General features: G+C 65.2%; 16 protein-coding genes and 1 pseudogene. 5 read left to right on the top strand and 12 right to left on the bottom strand.

Annotation, left to right across the window (positions count from 1 at the left end; genetic code table 11):
• Positions 1-79: 79 nt before the first annotated feature.
• The 3 genes from B6S44_RS07020 to B6S44_RS07010 all read right to left on the bottom strand — a co-directional run bounded on the left by B6S44_RS07020 (position 80) and on the right by B6S44_RS07010 (position 2,696).
• A complete protein-coding gene (locus B6S44_RS07020) occupies positions 80-1,009 on the bottom strand; it encodes a LysR family transcriptional regulator (protein WP_282568172.1) in 930 nt (309 codons plus the stop codon).
• 76 nt (positions 1,010-1,085) lie between these two features.
• Positions 1,086-1,841: an ABC transporter permease gene (locus B6S44_RS07015; protein ID WP_129156056.1), complete on the bottom strand. Its 756-nt coding sequence runs from the start codon at positions 1,839-1,841 to the stop codon at positions 1,086-1,088.
• A gap of 3 nt (positions 1,842-1,844) precedes the next feature.
• A complete protein-coding gene (locus B6S44_RS07010; protein WP_129156055.1) occupies positions 1,845-2,696 on the bottom strand; it encodes an ABC transporter ATP-binding protein in 852 nt (283 codons plus the stop codon).
• A gap of 323 nt (positions 2,697-3,019) precedes the next feature.
• On the opposite strand from B6S44_RS07010, the gene B6S44_RS07005 reads away from it, so the two are divergent.
• Entirely contained in the window at positions 3,020-3,526 is a 507-nt protein-coding gene (locus tag B6S44_RS07005) for a MarR family winged helix-turn-helix transcriptional regulator (RefSeq protein WP_129156054.1), read from the top strand.
• Between the two features lie 14 nt (positions 3,527-3,540).
• Here the strand turns inward: B6S44_RS07005 and B6S44_RS07000 are convergent, their stop codons facing one another.
• The 3 genes from B6S44_RS07000 to B6S44_RS06990 form a co-directional block, all read right to left on the bottom strand.
• Positions 3,541-5,328, bottom strand: a complete 1,788-nt coding sequence (locus B6S44_RS07000; protein WP_129156053.1) for a thiamine pyrophosphate-binding protein — start codon at positions 5,326-5,328, stop codon at positions 3,541-3,543.
• Positions 5,329-5,405: 77 nt separating this feature from the next.
• Complete coding sequence (locus B6S44_RS06995; RefSeq protein WP_129156052.1) at positions 5,406-6,869, bottom strand: aldehyde dehydrogenase family protein; 1,464 nt, start codon at positions 6,867-6,869, stop codon at positions 5,406-5,408.
• Between the two features lie 135 nt (positions 6,870-7,004).
• Entirely contained in the window at positions 7,005-8,339 is a 1,335-nt protein-coding gene (locus tag B6S44_RS06990) for a Rieske 2Fe-2S domain-containing protein (RefSeq protein WP_129156051.1), read from the bottom strand.
• A 114-nt stretch (positions 8,340-8,453) separates the two neighbouring features.
• Between B6S44_RS06990 and B6S44_RS06985 the strand changes: the two genes are divergently transcribed.
• Both B6S44_RS06985 and B6S44_RS06980 read left to right on the top strand, forming a co-directional pair.
• Positions 8,454-9,413 (top strand): PDR/VanB family oxidoreductase, encoded by a 960-nt coding sequence (locus B6S44_RS06985; RefSeq protein WP_129156050.1) that lies wholly within the window; start codon positions 8,454-8,456, stop codon positions 9,411-9,413.
• Between the two features lie 9 nt (positions 9,414-9,422).
• Positions 9,423-10,622 (top strand): Gfo/Idh/MocA family protein, encoded by a 1,200-nt coding sequence (locus B6S44_RS06980; RefSeq protein WP_129156049.1) that lies wholly within the window; start codon positions 9,423-9,425, stop codon positions 10,620-10,622.
• A gap of 18 nt (positions 10,623-10,640) precedes the next feature.
• On the opposite strand, the gene B6S44_RS06975 is transcribed toward B6S44_RS06980, so the two are convergent.
• Positions 10,641-10,847, bottom strand: a complete 207-nt coding sequence (locus B6S44_RS06975; RefSeq protein ID WP_129156048.1) for a hypothetical protein — start codon at positions 10,845-10,847, stop codon at positions 10,641-10,643.
• A 617-nt stretch (positions 10,848-11,464) separates the two neighbouring features.
• Here B6S44_RS06975 and B6S44_RS06970 point away from each other — a divergent pair.
• Positions 11,465-11,734, top strand: a complete 270-nt coding sequence (locus tag B6S44_RS06970) for a helix-turn-helix transcriptional regulator (RefSeq protein WP_129156047.1) — start codon at positions 11,465-11,467, stop codon at positions 11,732-11,734.
• An 8-nt stretch (positions 11,735-11,742) separates the two neighbouring features.
• On the top strand, positions 11,743-13,053 hold the full coding sequence (locus B6S44_RS06965) for a type II toxin-antitoxin system HipA family toxin (protein ID WP_129156046.1): 1,311 nt from the start codon (positions 11,743-11,745) through the stop codon (positions 13,051-13,053).
• Positions 13,054-13,255: 202 nt separating this feature from the next.
• Here the strand turns inward: B6S44_RS06965 and B6S44_RS06960 are convergent, their stop codons facing one another.
• The 5 genes and pseudogenes from B6S44_RS06960 to B6S44_RS06940 all read right to left on the bottom strand — a co-directional run.
• Positions 13,256-13,786, bottom strand: coding sequence for a flotillin domain-containing protein (locus B6S44_RS06960; RefSeq protein ID WP_248309483.1), 531 nt, complete (start codon positions 13,784-13,786; stop codon positions 13,256-13,258).
• Between the two features lie 179 nt (positions 13,787-13,965).
• Positions 13,966-14,160, bottom strand: a complete 195-nt coding sequence (locus B6S44_RS06955) for a DUF6494 family protein (protein ID WP_129156044.1) — start codon at positions 14,158-14,160, stop codon at positions 13,966-13,968.
• Between the two features lie 195 nt (positions 14,161-14,355).
• The gene (locus tag B6S44_RS06950) at positions 14,356-14,655 is read right to left on the bottom strand and encodes an AlbA family DNA-binding domain-containing protein (RefSeq protein WP_129156043.1); all 300 of its coding nucleotides are present in this window, start codon (positions 14,653-14,655) and stop codon (positions 14,356-14,358) included.
• Positions 14,656-14,756: 101 nt separating this feature from the next.
• A complete protein-coding gene (locus B6S44_RS06945; protein ID WP_129156042.1) occupies positions 14,757-16,883 on the bottom strand; it encodes an AIM24 family protein in 2,127 nt (708 codons plus the stop codon).
• 304 nt (positions 16,884-17,187) lie between these two features.
• Positions 17,188-17,583: pseudogene (locus tag B6S44_RS06940) on the bottom strand (transposase); the annotation flags it as partial.
• Position 17,584: the final 1 nt, after the last annotated feature.

Below are 17,584 nucleotides of genomic sequence, written 5' to 3'. Positions count from 1 at the left end.
GGCAGAGTGCGCCGCGCCGGCGGAGGGCACAAAGACTTCCGCGAAATGAGAACAAGACGTAGGCCGTATGGGAGGCGGTTCAGGAGCCGACGCGACGGGCGAGCGAGCCCAGGGATACGAGCAGGTGTTCGGTGACCGAGGCGAAGAAGCGGTCGACCGCCTCCTGCTGGCGGAAAGCCGGCGCGTTGCCGGGCCTGATCAGGTAGAGTGTCCGCTTCGGCGGCTGGTCCGAGATGCGCTGCATGGCAAGCTTGCCGGCGCGCAGCTCCTCGATCGCCGTGCCATAGGGTATGACGCTCGCCGCCACACCACGCACGACGAGCGCGCGCATCGCCGGAATGGACTGCGCTTCGTAGACGATATGCAGCGGCAGCGAGAATTTCTCGGCGGCGGCCTTGAGCAGCTGCTGGACCATGTCACGCTCACCGGCCTGGACGAGGTCGTGGCTCAGGGCCTCGGCCAGGGTCACCGTCTCAGGCAGCGGCCCGTCTGCGACCGGCCTGATGAGCACCAGCTCCTCTTCGAACAGGGCCGTCCGCTCGATGCCCGGGCGCGGATGGTCGATGCCATAGGCGAAGGCCGCATTCAGCTCGCCGCGCTCCATCGCGGCGATGAGACCGTGGCTCAGTTCCTCGACCAGGCTGAGCGAGACCGAGGGCATCTTGTTCTTGGCGTCGATCAGCAAATCGGGGCCGAGCTGGAGCATGATGCTCGGCGTCAGCCCCATGGTCAGCATTTCCTGATCGTTCCCGGACAGTGCCCGAACATCGCGCCTGGCGTCCTCGACCTCCTTCAGGATGCGTCTTGCGCGCTCCAGCAGCAGTTCCCCTGCCTGCGTCAGCACGACGCCGCGCGAATGGCGCAGCAGAAGCTCGGTCTGGAGGTTCTGCTCGAGCTGCCGGATCTGCAGGCCCAGCGCAGGTTGCGCGACGTTGAGCTGCTCCGCTGCCTTGGTGATGTTCCCGACTTCGGCGATCCCAACGAAATATCGAAGCTGGCGGAGATTGATCGCGGCCTCCCGGGCATGTCGTCTTGGCGGCCATCATGCGGCGCTTCAGCAGTCGCGACAAGGCGCGGCCCGGCGGCTAGCGGCCCGGCCGGAGCCAGCGTTCCATGCGCTCGAGTGCCGCGAAAATCACGACGCTGACGAGAATGACGAAGACGATCGTCGCGAAGACGCCGGCGAGGTCGTAGCGCTCCGCGAGATCGTTGATCAGCTGGCCGAGCCCACCGAAATTGATCAGGAACTCGACGCCGATCAGGTTGATCAGCGCGAAGACGAGGCCGAGGCGAACGCCGACGAAGATCGTCGGGATGGCAGCGGGGAATTCGATCTTCCAGAATTGCTGCGAAGGCGTGAGATTATAGCTCAGCCCGACATTGATCAGGCTCTTCCTGACGCCCTTCAGCCCTTCCAGTGTCTTCAGGATGACCGGAGCGAGGCCGGCCACGAAGCCCATCGCGATGATCGTGGCGGCGCTGCGTCCGAAGATCACGAGGAAGAGCGGATAGGCCAGCACTACCGGCGCGGCGGCGACCGCCGCCACCCAGGGCTCGGTCGCCAGCGCGAGGATCCGGACCTTGTAGAGCAGCACCCCGAGCGAGATGCCGACGATGGCGACGAGGACGCTCGCGGCCAGCGCCTCGCTGCCGGTCATCATCAACCGCTCCAGCAGCTGTTCCTCCGCGAACAACCGGCCGAAGCTGCCGAGAACGGCCGAAGGTAGCGGGATCACGAACTGGTTCAGGAGGCCAAGCAGCAGGAGAACTTCGACCACTCCCAGGACGAGGCCAACCGTGGCGAAGCCGATCGCGAGCGGCGGGATTCCAGCGAGCCGCATGGTTCAGCCCTTCCGGCGGCGGGCGCCCGCCTCGGATTCGGCCATGCCGCGCGAGGCTTCTTCCCGCAGATCGTTCCAGATCTCGGCAACATGGCGGCCGAAAGCCTCGCTGCCGACGACGTCGCCCGTGCGCGGCCGTGGCAGGCGGATGTCGACGATGCGCTTCACCTTGCCGGGGCGGAAGGTCATGATGATGACCCGGTCGGAGAGCTGCACGGCCTCGGTGATATTGTGCGTGATCAGCAGGGTGGTCTGCTTCAGCGTTTCCTGAATCTTCAGGACCTTGTCGCCGAGCAGCAGGCGGGTCTGCTCGTCCAGCGCGGCGAAGGGTTCGTCCATCAGCAGGATCTTGGGCTCGAACACCAGCGTGCGGGCGATGGCGACGCGCTGGCGCATGCCGCCCGATAGTTCGGCCGGGTAACGCTGCTCGAAGCCGTTCAGGCCGACCATGTCGATGAAGTGCCGTGCCGCCTCATGGCGCTCGGCCTTGCGCACGCCCTTGACCTCGAGCGGGAAGGCGACGTTGTCGAGCACTGTCCGCCAGGGAAAGGTCGATTCCTCCTGGAAGACCATGCCGATCGAGGGATGCGGGCCCGAGATCACGTCGCCGCCGACACTGACCTTGCCCTCGTAGCCGCGCACCAGCCCGCCCAGAATGTTGAACACGGTCGACTTGCCGCATCCCGACGGGCCGATGATCGAGACGAACTCGCCGCGCTCGACCGAGAACGACATATCGTCGACGGCGGTGATGGCGCCTTCGCGCGTCTCGAAGCGCATCGTCACGCCGTCGATGACCAGGTCGGCCTCTTTCACGGTCTCGGCTAGACGCAGTTTGGCGGCCGAAGCGGGCATTGAGCGCTCATCCCTTGGCTGGCCGTCGCTCATCGCTCCAACCCTCGTCCAGCTGCGTCAGCAGCTGGAGGGTGCGCGGCGTTGGCGCGCCCGGAGCGGTCGAGGCCCGACTGAGTCGGCGGCATGTCATCCTTCCCTCGCGCGGCCGTCTTCGCTTCGGTTCGCGGCCTACGCAGTCGCCACGTTAGTGAGGCGGCGCGGGCAAGGTCCAAGATTATCTTGCTTGGCCAGTCAAACTTTTCAGGATGGGCGGGTGCACGCGCTATCGAGGGCGCGGTTGCGGCCTATACTGGCCGGCCCTGACCTTGGAGATGTGAACGATCGTGGCGACGACGGGGGACGAGAATGGCGGGCTGCCTGGAGCCCCGCACGATCTGCCGTTCGAGAGCAGTGTCGGCTACCAGCTGCGGATGGCGAACCGCGCGACACAGCGCTATCTGCAGAGCAAGATCGAGCCGCACGGCGTCACCACGGGCATGTGGTATTTCCTGCGGGCACTCTGGCAGGAGGACGGGCTGACCCAGCGCGAGCTGTCCCGCCGGATCGGCACGATGGAACCGACGACGCTGGCCGCACTCACCGCCATGGAGAAGGCTGGCCTGATCAGCCGCGAACGCGACCTGCATGACAGGCGAAAGCTGCACGTGCTGCTGACGCCGAAGGGCCAGGCGCTCAGGGCCGAGCTCCTGCCGATGGCGCAGGAGGTGGTCGAGCAGGCGACTGCCGGTTTCACGCCAGAGGATAAGGCCCGTTTTCTCGGCTATCTCGCCGCGGTCCAGCGCAATCTCGCCGATGTGCCGGACGTCGCTGACCCTGCCGGAGCCGCCTGAACAGCCCTCGGCGCTCAGTCCTTCGGCGTTTGCCCGGCATGGCGCGTCATGCCGGCCGCCATCGCCGGGTTGTAGCCTGGCATGACCCGCGCATCGATCAGGACCGACGCGCCGGCCTTGGCGGCCTTCGCCGCCTCGGTCACCGCGTCGCGGAGGGCATCGACCGTTCGGATCGGGCCGATGCCCATCAACCCCTGGGCCCTGGCGATGGCGGCGATGTCGATATCGGGCTCGTCGATGCGCTGGCCGATCCACTTGTTCTCGACCGGGCGCTGACGCTGCCTGGCGACGCGCTCCTGATGGATCTCGTCATTGTAGAAGGAGCGGTTGTTCGAGACGATCGCGACGAAGGGCAGCTTGTAATGCGCTGCCGTCCACAAGGCGGAGGCCGCCATCATGGTGTCGCCGTCACCCAGAACCGCCACGGGGAGCCGGCCCGAGCCCTTGAGCGCCAGGGCCGCGCCGATCAGCATGCCCGGCCCCGAGCCGATGCCGGCGCCGCCGTCGATCCCGAGATAGTCGAGCGGATGCCGAAAATGCCAGGCCTCGGTGGCCCAGCCGAGCGGCAGGCGAACCAGGCTGATCACCTCGTCCTGTAGCGCTTCGCCCATGGCTGCGGCGAGCGAAACGACGTCCAGCGGGCGCTCGCCATCGAAGGCCAGCGCCGGCAAGGTCGGGCGGACGGCCGGGGCCGTGCCGGGGCCGGCCCCCAATGCGTCGGCGATCAGGTGCATGGCCGCATCGGGATCGGCGGCGAGATGCAGATCGGCCGGCGCGAGCGCCTGATGGTCCATGCTCCAGCCATTGTGCAGATGGTGATCCAGCGAGACGCTGATCACGCGGGCCAATGAGGCCCCATCGGCCTGGCGCAGGGTGCCGCCAAGATCGACCCAGTCGAAGGCGAGGATGACGTCGGCGGCGCGGATGGCGTCGACCGCCTGCGCATCGAGGAAGAAGGACGGCTTGGCTGCGTGCAGGGGATGATCCGTCGGGAAGACGGCCGCGGTCTTGATGTCGGTGAGGACGGCAGCGCCGAGATGCTCGGCCAGCGCGACACGGCGGCCCCAGTCGCGCTCTGCGCGCGACATCCGCCCGAACAGGATGAGCGGAGCCTTTGCGTCCCGCAGCAGATCCGCAGCCCGGCTGATCTCGGCGGCTGCCGGAACGCTCGGCGAAGCGACAGCGAAGCGTTTCGGGTCAGGAAGAGGCGGCATCTCCTCGAGCCGCTTCTCCTGCATCGAGACATCGAGGCAGACATAGGTCGGAGCCTGCGGCGCGCTGCGCGTGAGATTGGTCGCGCGGATCAGCGCATCGACCGTGGCCGCCACCGAGACGGGCTGGTCGTCCCATTTCACATAAGGCCGGATCAGGGCGCCCTGATCCTTGGCGGTGTGCAGCCAGTCGATCCAGGGCCGGCGCTCGGCCGCGTCGACCGGGCCGGTCGCGCCGAGGATCAGCATCGGCACGCGATCGCACCAGGCGTTGTAGATCGCCATCACGCCGTGCATCAGGCCGACATTGCTGTGCAGGATCACGCCCATCGGCTTGCCTGTGACCTTGGCATAGCCATGGGCGACAGCGACGGCATGCTCTTCATGCAGGCACAGCAGCATCTGCGGCTGCTGGTTGCCGAGATGGTTGACGAGGCTGTCGTGCAGGCCGCGGAAGCTGGAGCCGGGATTCAGCGCGAGATAAGGGATGTCGAGCGCGCGCAGCATCTGCGCGACGACGTCGCTCCCCCAGATGCCGTTGTCGCTCGACGCAACGGGCACATCGATACCGGACAGCGTCAGGTCGTTCATGGCGTTTCCCCAGATTGTTCTTGCGAACGACGCTGCGACCGACTGCCTGCGGCAGCGATCCCGGCCGTCCTGAAGCGTCAGCCCGGCAATTTCAGGCTGACATGGATGTTCTTTTCCTGGGTGAAGGCGATGAGCTCGCCGAGGCATTCCTCGCGGCCAATGCCCGATTGCTTCCAGCCCCCGAAGGGCGTGCCCAGGAAATGTTTCGCGACCTCGTTGACCCAGACGAAACCGGCCTCCGCCGCCAGGGCGGTGCGGTGCGCTTTGACAAGGTCATTGGTCCAGATCGAGCAGGTCAGCCCGTATTCGACGCTGTTGACCGTCTCCAGCATCTGGGCCTCGTCGCTCCAGGGCATGACCGAGAGAACCGGGCCGAAGATCTCCTCGCGCGCGATCCGCATCTGCGGCGTCACATCGGCGAAGATCGTCGGCTCGATGTAGAACCCCCCGGCGAGCCTGGGATCGTCCGGCACGCGGCCTCCGCAGACCAACCTCGCGCCCTCGGCCGTTGCCGAGGCGATGAAATCGAGGATGCGGGCATGCTGGGCTGCGCTGACGATCGCGCCCATGGTCGTGGCCTCGTCGGTCGGAATGCCGGGCACGAAGCCGGACAGCTTCTGCGGCAGCCGAGAGAGAACCGCTTCATAGATGTCGCGGTGGATGAACGCCCGGCTGGTCGAGCCGCAGGACTGGCCGCACCAGGTGAAGTTCATGCCAGCGACGACCGCGGCGGCGACCCGCTCGGGATCGGCATCGGCGAAGGCGATCAGCGCGTTCTTGCCGCCGAGCTCCAGCAGCACGGGCTTGATTGTGTCGCTCGCGGCTTTCATCACGGCGCGGCCGGCCTGGACGCTGCCGATCAGCGCGACCTTGTCGATGCCGGGATGGCTGGCGAGCGCCGCTCCCGCCTCGCGCCCGCCGGGCACGATGCTGAGGACGCCCTCCGGCAGCAGGCCGCCGATGAGCTCGGCGAGCCTGAGCGAGGACAGCGGCGCCTGCTCCGGTGGCTTGATGATGACGGCGTTGCCGGCCGCCAGCGGCGCCGCCATCTTGCCGGCGCAGAACATGAAGGGGTGATTGAAGGCGAGGATGCGGGCGACGACGCCGAGTGGCTGGCGCACCGTGAGATTGATCGCATCGGGGCCCATCGGAATGGTGTCGCCCTTCATCTCGGTGACGAGGCCACCGAAGAAGTCGAGCTGTGCCGCCGCGATGGCGGCGTCGCCGACCATCTCGCGCATTGGATTGCCGCAATTGGCGGCGTCGAGCGCAGCGAGTTCGCGGGCATTCTCGCGGACGACCATTGCGATCGCCTTCAGGATGCGCCCGCGCTCAAGCGGCGGCACCTGGCGCCACGTCCGGAAACCCGTCCGCGCCGCCGCGACCGCGACATCGATATCGGCCGCGGATGCCTCGGCGACATCGCAGATGACCTCGTTCGTGCCGGGGTTGAGGGTCGGGGCGTAGCGCCCAGACAGCGGATGGCGCCAGCTTCCGCCGATATAGAGGCTGCGGCCGGTCGGCGCGGGCTTGTCGAGCATGGCTGGTCTCACGGCAGGTGTGCGCGTTGGCGCGAACACTCGCGCACGCACAGGCTGCGTTCAAAGACTTTCCCGCTTTGGCCGCGATGCCGAAAAACTACTTCGCAGTTGCGAGAGGCGCAGTGCCCCGGCGGATCAGCCCCGTGCAGCCGCCATCTCGGCTTCGGTCTCGTCCTGCTCCATCCCGTCGAGCACCGCGACCTCCTCGCTCGACGCGCCGAGCTTGCGCCAGTCCTCGCTCTTGGGGACGATGCCCTGATAGGAGCGCAGCTTGGCCTGCGGGATATGCGGCTGGATCAGGCCGATGGCCTCGCTGCCGGCGGCGTGCTTGCGCGCCGCATCGATCATCACGCGGCGGAACTGGACGATGGCGATGTCGCTGGCGCCGAGGCGCTCGCTGGTACGGTCGGCGATCGGCCCCATCGATTCCCACATCATGATGTCCTGGTTCGGGATCCCGGGCACGCCGGTGAAATCGCCCAGCTTCATCGCCTTGCGGTCCTGCAGGTAGTCGTTCGCCTTGTTGCGCAGCATCGGCTTGTAGGTCTTGTCGAGATCGATGCCGACCTGCGCGACGCAGAACTTGCGCCAGCTCTCCTGGTCGATGCAGTCGTCATTGCCCCAGGCGATGAAGTGGAAATAGCTGGAGACATCGTCCTTGGGCACGATCACCGTGGCGACGTTGTAGGAGGCGTTCGGCGGGATCAGGGCCGCGAAGGGTGCGACGAAGACCGTCAACCGGATGTAGTCATGCGTCTGCGCATTGACGATCGGCCGCCGGATCGCGGCATAGCGGAAGCCGTAATTCGTCAGCTGAACCTGGATACGCGGATTCTTGTCTGTCGACGGCCGCGTCCAGTGCGTCGCGGTCGTGCCCGCGGTGGTCACGCGGGCGGGCTTCATGTCGGATGAGTGCAGGCTGGAGGAATGGGCGGAATCGATCTGCCCTTCCATGATCTGCGCCCAGTTGCACGGCAGGTCGATCTTGACGATCGAGACCTTGGCCTCCGGCGTCGGGGCCCAGGCCGGCGGCTCGAAGTCCGGCATCAGTTCCTTCGGCCCCATATAGACCCAGATGAAACCGCCGGCTTCCTGTGTCGGATAGGCCTTGTGCTGGAGCTTCTCGGCGAAGCCGCTTTCAGCCGGCTCGGAGACCATCTCCAGCACCTTGCCGTCCACGTCGAACTTCCAGCCATGGTAGAGGCAGCGCAAACCGCATTCCTCGTTGCGCCCGAAGAACAGCGAGGCCTTGCGATGCGGGCAGAACTCGCCGAGCACGCCGATGCGCCCGTCGGTGTCGCGGAAAGCGACGAGATCCTCGCCGAAGAGCCGGACGCGAACCGGCGCTCCGTCGCTCTCGACGAGCTGCTCGGAGAGCAGCGCCGGCACCCAGTGCCGCCGCATCAGCCGGCCCATCGGAGTGTCGCCTTCGACGCGACAGAGCAGTTCGTTCTCTTCGCGGGTGAGCATGTGGACCCCTCCCAAATCGCGGCTCGGACTAGCCAGCGGCAAATTACTTAGATATCTAAGTGTAAGATTAGTCCGGTTCGAAACGCTTGTCGAGAGTGGCTCGCGGAGGGGAACATGAGCGAGGAAGCAGCGACCATCCGGGTCACGATCGCCGACAAGCAGATGGTCGCCAAGGACATCTGCCTGTTCGAGCTGCGCCCGGCGGATGGGGAGGCGCTGGCGCCGTTCACGCCCGGCGCCCATCTCGGCGTCAGGGTCCCCACTGGCGAGATGCGGAAATACTCGCTCTGCAATGATCCGGACGACGCCGGTCACTATCTCATCGCCGTCAAGAAGGAGCTCGGCGGGCGTGGCGGTTCGATCAGCCTGATCGACAGGACGCATGTCGGCGACGAGATCGCGATCACGGCGCCGCGCAACGACTTCGCGCTGAAGCCGGGTCCATCCAGCTACATCTTCATCGCCGGCGGCATCGGCATCACGCCGATCCGCGCCATGATCAGGCATCTGCTGGCGACACGGGCGAAGCCGTTCAGGCTCTACTATTTCACGCGCAGCCCGGAGATGATGGCCTTCCGGGACGAGTTCCTGACGCCGGAGTTCCGCGGCAAGGTGGTGATCCACCATGACGGCGGCGACCCGGACAAGGCCTATGACCTCTGGCCGATCCTGGAGGAGCCGAAAGGCGCCCATCTCTATTGCTGCGGGCCGCGTGGATTGATGGAGGCGGTACGCGACATGACCGGGCACTGGTCGTCGGCCGCCGTGCATTTCGAGGATTTCGGCACGGCCCGGGTCCGGTCGGAAGACAATACGCCGTTCACGGTCGTGCTGGCGAAAAGCGGAGAGCGCCTCATAGTGCCGGCCGACAGGTCGATCCTGGAGCGGCTGCGGGAGGCCGGCAAAGTACTGCCCTCCTCCTGCGAAAGCGGTACCTGCGGCACCTGCAGGACACGGCTCGTCTCGGGAGAGCCCGATCATCGCGATCTGGCGCTGGCCGAGCATGAGCGCGCCCGCAGCATCATGATCTGTGTGTCGCGGGCAAAATCCGCCGAACTCGTGCTCGACCTCTAGGGATCTGCGATGACTGAGCCGCTCCGTCTGGGCGTCGTCGGATTGGGACGCGCCTTCATGCTGATGCTGCCGACCCTGGCGCATCATCCGCTCATCCGGCTCGTTGCCGCGGCCGACCCGCGCGAAGAGGCGCGCCGGCAGTTCGAGAGCGATTTCTCCCGGCCGGGTTCGCCGGCGCGCAGCTATGACAGTGTCGAGAGGCTCTGCGCCGACGACGCGGTAGAGGCGCTCTACATCGCCTCGCCGCACCAGTTCCATGTCGCCCATGTCCGTCTCGCGGCGGCCCGTGGCAAGCATGTCCTCGTCGAGAAGCCGATGGCGCTGACCATCGCCGACTGCCAGGCGATGATCGAAGCGGCCGATGCCGCCGGAGTGCATCTCCTCGTCGGGCACAGCCATTCCTACGATGCACCGTATCTCAAGGCGGCAGAGTTGATCCGCTCGGGCTGCTTCGGCCGGGCGCGGATGATCACGGCCTCGAACCACACCGATTTCCTCTACCGGCCGCGCCGACCGGAAGAGCTCGACACGGCACAGGGCGGCGGCGTCGTCTTCAGCCAGGGCGCCCATCAGGTCGATGTCGTCCGGCTGCTGGGTGGCGGGCTGGTCTCGACCGTGCGGGCTACGACCGGCCGGTTCGATCCGGCCCGCCCGACGGAGGGCGCCTATCAGGCATTTCTCATTTTCGCGGACGGAGCCAGCGCGACGCTGACCTATAGCGGCTATGGCCGCTATGACAGCGACGAGCAGCTCGGCTGGATCGGCGAGATGGGCCAGCGGCGCGATCCCGAGAGCTATGGCACCGCGCGCCGCGGGCTGGCGCAGGTCTCGACGCCGGAGGAAGAGGCGGCGCTCAAGAATACTCGCACCTATGGCGTGGCGAACAGCTCCGTCGCGGCGCTGCCGGCCGCCCTCGGGCACAATCATTTCGGCCCGGTCACGGTCTGCTGCGAGCAGGCCGACCTTCGCCCATTGGCCGAGGGTGTGATGATTTACGCCGACGACCGCCGCTGGCTGGAGGGGCTGCCGGCGCCGACCGTGCCGCGTGCCGAGGTCGTCGACGAGCTTTATGCCGCCGTCCGGTCCGGCATCGCACCCTTGCATTGCGGCGCATGGGGTATGGCGACCCTGGAAGTCTGCCTCGCGATCCTGGAATCGGCTCATACCGGCCGCGAGATCGCGCTCAAACACCAGGTCGCGCCGGGCTGAGCCGGTGAGCCAAGCCCGCTACCGCCGGTTGGCCGGCTCCTCCGGAGCAGGATTATTGGCGTTCGAGGCGAGGATCGCGATCGTATCCTGCTCGGCCGCCGCGGCGCTCTTGTAGCGCGGGGCGGTGGTGACGAGCGGGCGCTCCGTGTCTGCCGGATAATAGATCTCGATCGCGAAGCGGCCGGTCGCGTGATCCTCGACGGGCTCGATGCGAATGAGCGGCATGATGAACCCTCCGATGATGCTGGCTGGCACGCCTGATCGCAGGACTAGACCGTGCGCGGCACCTCCGGTCCAAGACAAAAAGACTTCTCCTGCCAAGCATTTTCATGCCGACACCATGCGAGCGCTGGGGCTCCAGGCGATTCCTCACGACATTTGCAATGCCGGAAGGAGCAGGGGCCTCGTGGCGTCAAGGGCTTCAACGATTTCAAAGGGAAAGGCTGGTGCTGCGAGAGAGGATTGAACTGGCATACAGTTCAATAAAAACAATAGGTTACGAGATATTTTGTAACGGTGTGACGGCCGGTGAAATGACCCTTGCTCGGATTGTGGAAGGTCAGAAAAAAGCAAGAATCTCGTAGCCTGAACCGCCCGCGGAGGAAAGGCTGAGTCGGCGAATCCCGCTGTTATACCCGTTCGTACAAGGCGGCTGCGCGACCAGGGAGCCGACAGGAACAGCGCGGCCACGTCCTGGCGCGGCAGTAGGGCGAGAGTGCAGAATTCTGCACATCTTCGGCTGAGTTAGCTAATGTGAAGAATAATGCACATACGCTTGACACCGCGCCATTGTGCAGTATCTTTCACATTCTGGTTTGTGCCATCCCTGCGGACAGAGTGCCATGATCCGAACCGCCGAAGAATTCGGTCGCCTCGTCCGCCGGCACCGGCAGGCCACGGGGATCACCCAGGACGAGCTCGCCGCCCGCTGCGGCGTGACCCGCCGCACGATCATCGATCTCGAGGCCGGAAAATCCGGCACGCATCTTGGGCATGCCCTGACAGCCGCCTTCGAAGTCGGCCTTCGCCTCGCTTCGCTTCCGTCCGAGCAAGAGTCGCCAGCTCGGCTTGACGATCCCAATGATCCCCTCGCCACTCTGCCGCGCTTCTAGATGGCCTGATGACCGACATCTTCTTCGAGCAGCTGCGCGTCGCGAGTATCCTGGAAAACGAGCACGGCGTCTCGCTTGCCTACGATCCTGACTGGATTGATCGTAAATTCGCTTTCCCGATCTCGGTGACGATGCCGCTGCGCCCGGAGCCTTATGAGGCGAGAATCGTCCTGCCATGGCTGGCGAACCTGTTGCCGGAAACGCATCTGCAGGAGATCGGTCAGATCCTCCAGGTCGCGCCCCAGAACATCATTGGCCTCCTCGCTCGGATCGGACGCGATACGGCCGGCGCCCTTGCTTTTGGCCAGCCGCGCGAGGCGGGTGACCGCTTCCACGTCGTCGAGACCGACGAAGAGCTCGAGCGGATCATTTCGGATTTGCCGATGAAGCCGCTGCTCGCCGGCGAGGCCGGGGTCTCGATGTCGCTGGCCGGTGCCCAGGAAAAGATCGGCGTCCTCATCATCGATGGCAGAATCGCGATTCCGCTCGATGGCACGCCCTCGACGCATATCCTGAAGCCCGATGTCGAACGGCTGAAGGCAAGTGTCCAGAACGAGGCCTTCTGCCTGACGCTGGCCGGGTTGATTGGCCTGCGTGCCGCCACGGTCACGACGGGACGCGCTCTTAGACGAAGCTACCTGCTGGTCGAGCGATATGACCGGATCGAGACGCCCGCCGGCATCCAGCGCGTTCACCAGGAGGATCTGGCCCAGGCCCTGGGCATCTACCCCAAGGACAAATACGAATATGCGCCTGCCGGGCGCGGCGGCGAGATCCGTAGCGGACCAGGCCTGATTGAACTGTTCAAGGCCGTCGAGCGGCATGTCTCCCCCGGAGCGCGTCTCGATCTGCTCGATGGCATGATCTTCAACGTGATCTGCTGCAACACCGACGCGCACGCCAAGAACTACGCCCTCCAGATCGGCGCCGGCGGCTCCTCTCGCCTCGCTCCGCTCTACGACGTGCTCTGCGCGAAGATATACCCGCAGATTACGATGAATCTGGCTCAGAGCCTTGGCGAGCGCCGCGTTGCCGCTGAAGTCCAGGGGTCTGACTGGCAGATCCTGGCGCGCAGTGTCGGCTTGAACCCCGCGCACACGCTCCAGCGTGTCGCCGAACTCTGCAAGCTCGTGATGGAGCACGCCCAGGAAGCGCGCGATCGCGTGGTCGCCATGCCCGCTGGCGGGCATGAGCTTCTCGATCGAGTGCAGGCCGAGGTGGCGAGATCGGCTCAGATCATCGAACGGCAACTCGCCAATAGGCGTGAAGGACGAAGACGCGATCCGCGAGCAAAGCGGATCCAAAACCAAGGCGAGTAAGGCAGTCCCGCATCAGAATGGCGGCGCTCGTCGTCAACGCCGTCATCCATTCTCAAGATCGCTTGTGCCGTCGCCTTTACATGAAGGCGAAAGCGTCTCGGACGCGACTTGTCAGCCGTGAGGGCAAAGCTGGCCACGTCATGGTTCAGATCCCGCGAGGGGAACGGCTGCGTTGGCGGATCCCGCGCGACAGCCCAGACCGCTATTTCTTGGATAAGGTGGCGTCGCCGTTCCCCTCGATAGACCTCGCACCTGAATCCTTCGTCCGGGTCGCACCCAGGAGTGCGTCGACAGGATCGCTGCCGCGGAAGCCGGCTTGCACCAGGATCTCGTCGACGATCGGCTTTTGTGCGCCGAAGCTGAGCAGCTGGCTGCTGAGATCGGAGATCGGGCTCAGGCCGCCTTGCCCCGGCGAGCCGCCATTGCCCATCGCGCCAGCCAGGTTGCCGGCGCTGAAGATCCTGATGTCGGAGATCTTCTCGATCGGCTTCATGGCCTGCTCGAGCGCCGCCGGAACGATCGCGATGCGTTGCTTGGTGAGCTCGAAATCCACCATCTGCGGCGACAGCGCGTTGCGGGCCTCGTTGAGGGCGCGTTCGCGCTTGGCCTCGGCCTCGCCAAGCTCGATGACGCCGCTCGCCTTGATCTTGTTGGCGTCGGCTTCGGCGGTGGCCTGCGTGCGCAGGGCCTGGGCGAGGTTGTCGGCGGCCTCGCGCTCGGCCTGGGCGTTCACGGTGACGCGCGTGGCGTCGCGCTCGGCCTCGCGGCGGGCGTCGATGACCGCAATCTGCTTGGCCCAAATCCCTCGTTACCGAAGCAGCCGTGATCGGTTATCCAGCAGGAGGCGAACGCCACGAGAGTGCCCACTCAAGAGCGCCGTAACGCCAGCTCGCCTCCGCGATCTCCTTTGAATCATCGGAGGTCGATTGTCGTCTCCACAACATGCTGAAGCGAGGGCGCATCGTCTGAAGTCAGCGTCATGCGAAAACGCACCGAGCGTCCTTCCAGCGCGCCCTCCCGCACAATGCGCTCAATCTCTCGTTGTGAGGTCACTCCTACCTCCTTCAAGAACTTCCGGACAGCCATGTTGAAACGATCTTCATCCATGATTGATCTCCCAGGTCGCTGCTGACGGCTTCGTGCGCAGGCAAGCTCATCGGCCGCGTCCTCACTTATAGAGCTAGCCGCCGGCTCGCGAAGCAGCCAAGCTGGTCAGTGACTCTCCCTGCGTTTCCTATCGAGTCTTGATTTCGATGCTTTGTGGCCCGGCGGCGCGGACGTAGATCCTGCCCTGGCTGACGCCTACCGGTTGTCCCTTCGGCCCCGTCGGGGGACCACCACGACGGGATACCCAACGCCGTCCTGCTCAGCACTCTCGACCTGAATCTGGAACGGCGGGCTTAGGTAGCGCTTCAGGATACCTGCTACCGCTTCCTGATCGATCTTGGCGAGGCCGGCCGGCGGCGCGCCCGTGGGCACGCGCGTGGCGTCGTCGACCCCGATGACGATGAACCCGCCGCCATGGTTTGCCAAGGCTGCAAGATGCTTGGCCAGCTTGGCCCGGGTCTCGGGCAAAAGCTCGGCCAGATCCGATGCCGCCATGTTTCGTCTCGCATGCTGTCACGTAGCCGGGAGCCGCTGGCGATATGGAACTCCGCGGCAGCCAAGGAAGGACCCGGCCAAGGCAGGAACGACGGCAGCCGCTAGAATGGCAGCAGGAAGGTTCTTACGGCCTTGATCAGGCCCAGCGAGGACCAGCGCGAATTCTCCGGGCCATTGTCGTAGATCAGCAAGGAACGTGCTTGCTTGCGAATATTGTAAGGAGCGAGATAGACCCCGCGCCAATCGAGGTTCGACTGGATCTGGAACCCGGCCTGCAACTCCCACGCCTTCAGCGATGTCGCCCGCCGTGACTCGGCCGCGTCTTTTTCGTGGCCCGCCACAGCCTCTCCTTGCGTCTGCATGATCACGTCACCCGGACCGATCGCCTTATGGAAGAGAAACCGTCCGAAAAGCGTGGCCTGGAGCGAGAAGTTGATCTCGATGGCGAGTCGGACGGTGCTTGAAAAGGCGACAAGGTCGTCATAGCGCAAGATGATCTCCTCGCCTGGCGCCAACGACCAGGTTACCAACTCCGAGGGCGCATTCACGACGATGGAGGCCCCTTCTTTGGGCAGGCTGGATGTGCGTAGCAGGCCGAGGACATAACGCCCGCTTAGCATCCTGCCGAAAATGCCGGTGCCGGGTTGCGGCAGCGAGACGTTGGCGACCGCGTTCCTGATCTCGTAGCGCAGCGCGATATAGGTATCGGGCGAGCCGGGCGGGCGGTACGGAATAACGGCCTCGTTACCCACGACCGTGGGCAGGTGGGACACGGGGTTCTTCGTATTTGGCTTCAACGACGCGAAGAGCGGGTTATCGGGAGTGTCGCGATAGAGAAGGCGCGACATGATCACCATCACCGTCTTGACCGCCACGATGAAGCCGTAGATCGACAGGATCAACCCGATCCAACTTGCCGTCTCGAACGCTTTGCTGACTGCCGTGTCGGCCCAGCGTGTGGTTTGCCTAGAGAAGGAATCCACCGCCTCGGTCGCAATCCTGCGCTTTGTGTCGAGCTGGTCCTTCCCATAGGCGTCTGCACGGCGCAGCTCGGCCTCCAGCGAGTTGAGGGCTGCGTCGCGGGCTTTCCGGTAAACCGAGTTCACGACTGACTTGATGCCGTTCATGACATGGCAGAAGACGTCGTACCAGCGACAGCCCCTGAGCTCCATGAGATAAGCCGGGAACGAGGCCCGCACGTTAGGCATCACGGACCCGACGAGTTGCGTCGTGCCGTCCTTGGCCTTGGCGGTCGCGTCCCCGAGAGAGGCCTTGCTGCGCTCCGCGACCTTCTGCTGCTCGCGGGCGCTCGCCTGTCGCAGCGCGTCCTCAAGGCTCTTGGCGGCGGTCGGTCCTGGCGTGGCCAGCACGGTGATTGCGTATGCCTCGGCCTCGCGCCCAACGCCGTTCCAGAACCAGCCCAGGACGCCGATCAGGACGAAGAACGGCACGGAGAGCCAGGCCGTCCGGACCGCGGTCGTCCGAAGGTCGGCATTCTCTCTCAGGCCTACCCAGCCGGGCTGGTTGTGCCTCCACACCAGGACGAGGAAGCGGCCAAGGACAATGAGCGACGCGACGATCAAAAGGTCGAGCACGGAGAGGTGGTAGGCGTGGAATAGCCTTCCGAACGTCAGGAAGACCGCCGGCGTGGGCGCGCCGGGTTGAGGCGCTACTGGAGGAATTGCCGAAGCGCCCTCCTCTAGGGAGGGGGCGAGCGGGAAAATACCCGACAGCGCCTCGATGCCTGCCAGCAGGAGGAAGGCGGCGACAGCCGGGCTTCGTATGCGACCGTGGAGCACGAAACACAGCCCCGACAGGGCGACGAGACCGAGTCCGATCGGCAGGAGCCATGGCGCGAGCTCGCTCCAGTTCCCGAGGTTCGCCGGGCCGATGCCCAACAGGACCGCCATGAGCGCGGGGAGCACGCAGAGGACCGGGATGAAGCGGAACCGCACCAGTCCCGTCGCGAGGATGCCAACAGCGACGAGGACGAATGAAACGGTGTCGGGCCTCACGCTGAACGCGTCCGGTGCGGTGCCGAGCCTTAGCCGGACGAGGATATCCTGGAGCCCCGCGATCATGGGCAGCCAGGAGACCAGGACGAGGAACCAGAAAATATTGACCGCAATGAAGGGCCACGACAGGAGTAGCGTCTGACGGTTCGGAATGCGATCGCGCAGGAATTGCGTCACGGTTGGGCGGACCTTGGCGATGTCGAGGAACGTCATGGCCCTACCACATAGTTTGAAATGCAATGAGCGTATTCGTAGCACGCTTAGATATTCCGGCAAGGCGCTGACGCAGCTTTCGGTCGTTGTTCCCCAGCGTCCGTTTCTGGTTTACTTTAGGATAACGGCCGCCGGCCCTGAAGGCTCCCGAAAAGGTGGTGGCCCGCCTACACTTGGTCCCTCTGCGGGGCTCGGCGCCTCCAGGACGCGCCCTCGCAAGTGCTGCGGCATCCGCGGCACGCCGAGCCGTCTTGTGCGGAAAAATCCCCGGAAGCGGCAAAACTAGAGCGTTTTCCGATCGGGTTGCATCGTATCCTGCGGCGCTGAAGTAGTTGCGGCATTCATCGGGCTCGAAGAGGTCGATGAAGCGGCCGATAGCGCTCCAGAGGCCGTCGACGGTTCGTTTCGCAGCCTTGCGCAACAGGGCCTTGAGCTTGGCGAAGGCCATCTCGATCGGGTTGAAGTCGGAACTGTAGGGCGGCAGATAGCGCAGCTCCGCGCCGGCGGCTTCGATCATCTCGCGCACTTTCGGCCCCTTGTGGCTGGAGAGGTTGTCCATCACCACCACGTCGCCGGGCTTGAGTTCGGGCACGAGCACCTTGGCGACATAGGTCTCGAAGGCATCACGGTTGACCGGACCGTCCAGAACCCAAGGCGCGATGAAGCCGCGTAGCGTGGCGCCTGCCCCGCATGTCATGGTG

Source organism: Allobosea sp. Tri-44, from assembly GCF_004123845.1.
Lineage (GTDB): Bacteria > Pseudomonadota > Alphaproteobacteria > Rhizobiales > Beijerinckiaceae > Allobosea.
This window is presented reverse-complemented; position numbering and strand designations above follow the sequence as displayed.

Coding starts and splice junctions, on each gene's coding strand:
- B6S44_RS07015 (WP_129156056.1), bottom strand. CDS start 1,841: ATGCGGCTCGCTGGAATCCCGCCGCTCGCGATCGGCTTCGCCACGGTT.
- B6S44_RS07010 (WP_129156055.1), bottom strand. CDS start 2,696: ATGCCCGCTTCGGCCGCCAAACTGCGTCTAGCCGAGACCGTGAAAGAG.
- B6S44_RS07000 (WP_129156053.1), bottom strand. CDS start 5,328: ATGAACGACCTGACGCTGTCCGGTATCGATGTGCCCGTTGCGTCGAGC.
- B6S44_RS06995 (WP_129156052.1), bottom strand. CDS start 6,869: ATGCTCGACAAGCCCGCGCCGACCGGCCGCAGCCTCTATATCGGCGGA.
- B6S44_RS06990 (WP_129156051.1), bottom strand. CDS start 8,339: ATGCTCACCCGCGAAGAGAACGAACTGCTCTGTCGCGTCGAAGGCGAC.
- B6S44_RS06985 (WP_129156050.1), top strand. CDS start 8,454: ATGAGCGAGGAAGCAGCGACCATCCGGGTCACGATCGCCGACAAGCAG.
- B6S44_RS06980 (WP_129156049.1), top strand. CDS start 9,423: ATGACTGAGCCGCTCCGTCTGGGCGTCGTCGGATTGGGACGCGCCTTC.
- B6S44_RS06975 (WP_129156048.1), bottom strand. CDS start 10,847: ATGCCGCTCATTCGCATCGAGCCCGTCGAGGATCACGCGACCGGCCGC.
- B6S44_RS06970 (WP_129156047.1), top strand. CDS start 11,465: ATGATCCGAACCGCCGAAGAATTCGGTCGCCTCGTCCGCCGGCACCGG.
- B6S44_RS06965 (WP_129156046.1), top strand. CDS start 11,743: ATGACCGACATCTTCTTCGAGCAGCTGCGCGTCGCGAGTATCCTGGAA.
- B6S44_RS06955 (WP_129156044.1), bottom strand. CDS start 14,160: ATGGATGAAGATCGTTTCAACATGGCTGTCCGGAAGTTCTTGAAGGAG.
- B6S44_RS06950 (WP_129156043.1), bottom strand. CDS start 14,655: ATGGCGGCATCGGATCTGGCCGAGCTTTTGCCCGAGACCCGGGCCAAG.
- B6S44_RS06945 (WP_129156042.1), bottom strand. CDS start 16,883: ATGACGTTCCTCGACATCGCCAAGGTCCGCCCAACCGTGACGCAATTC.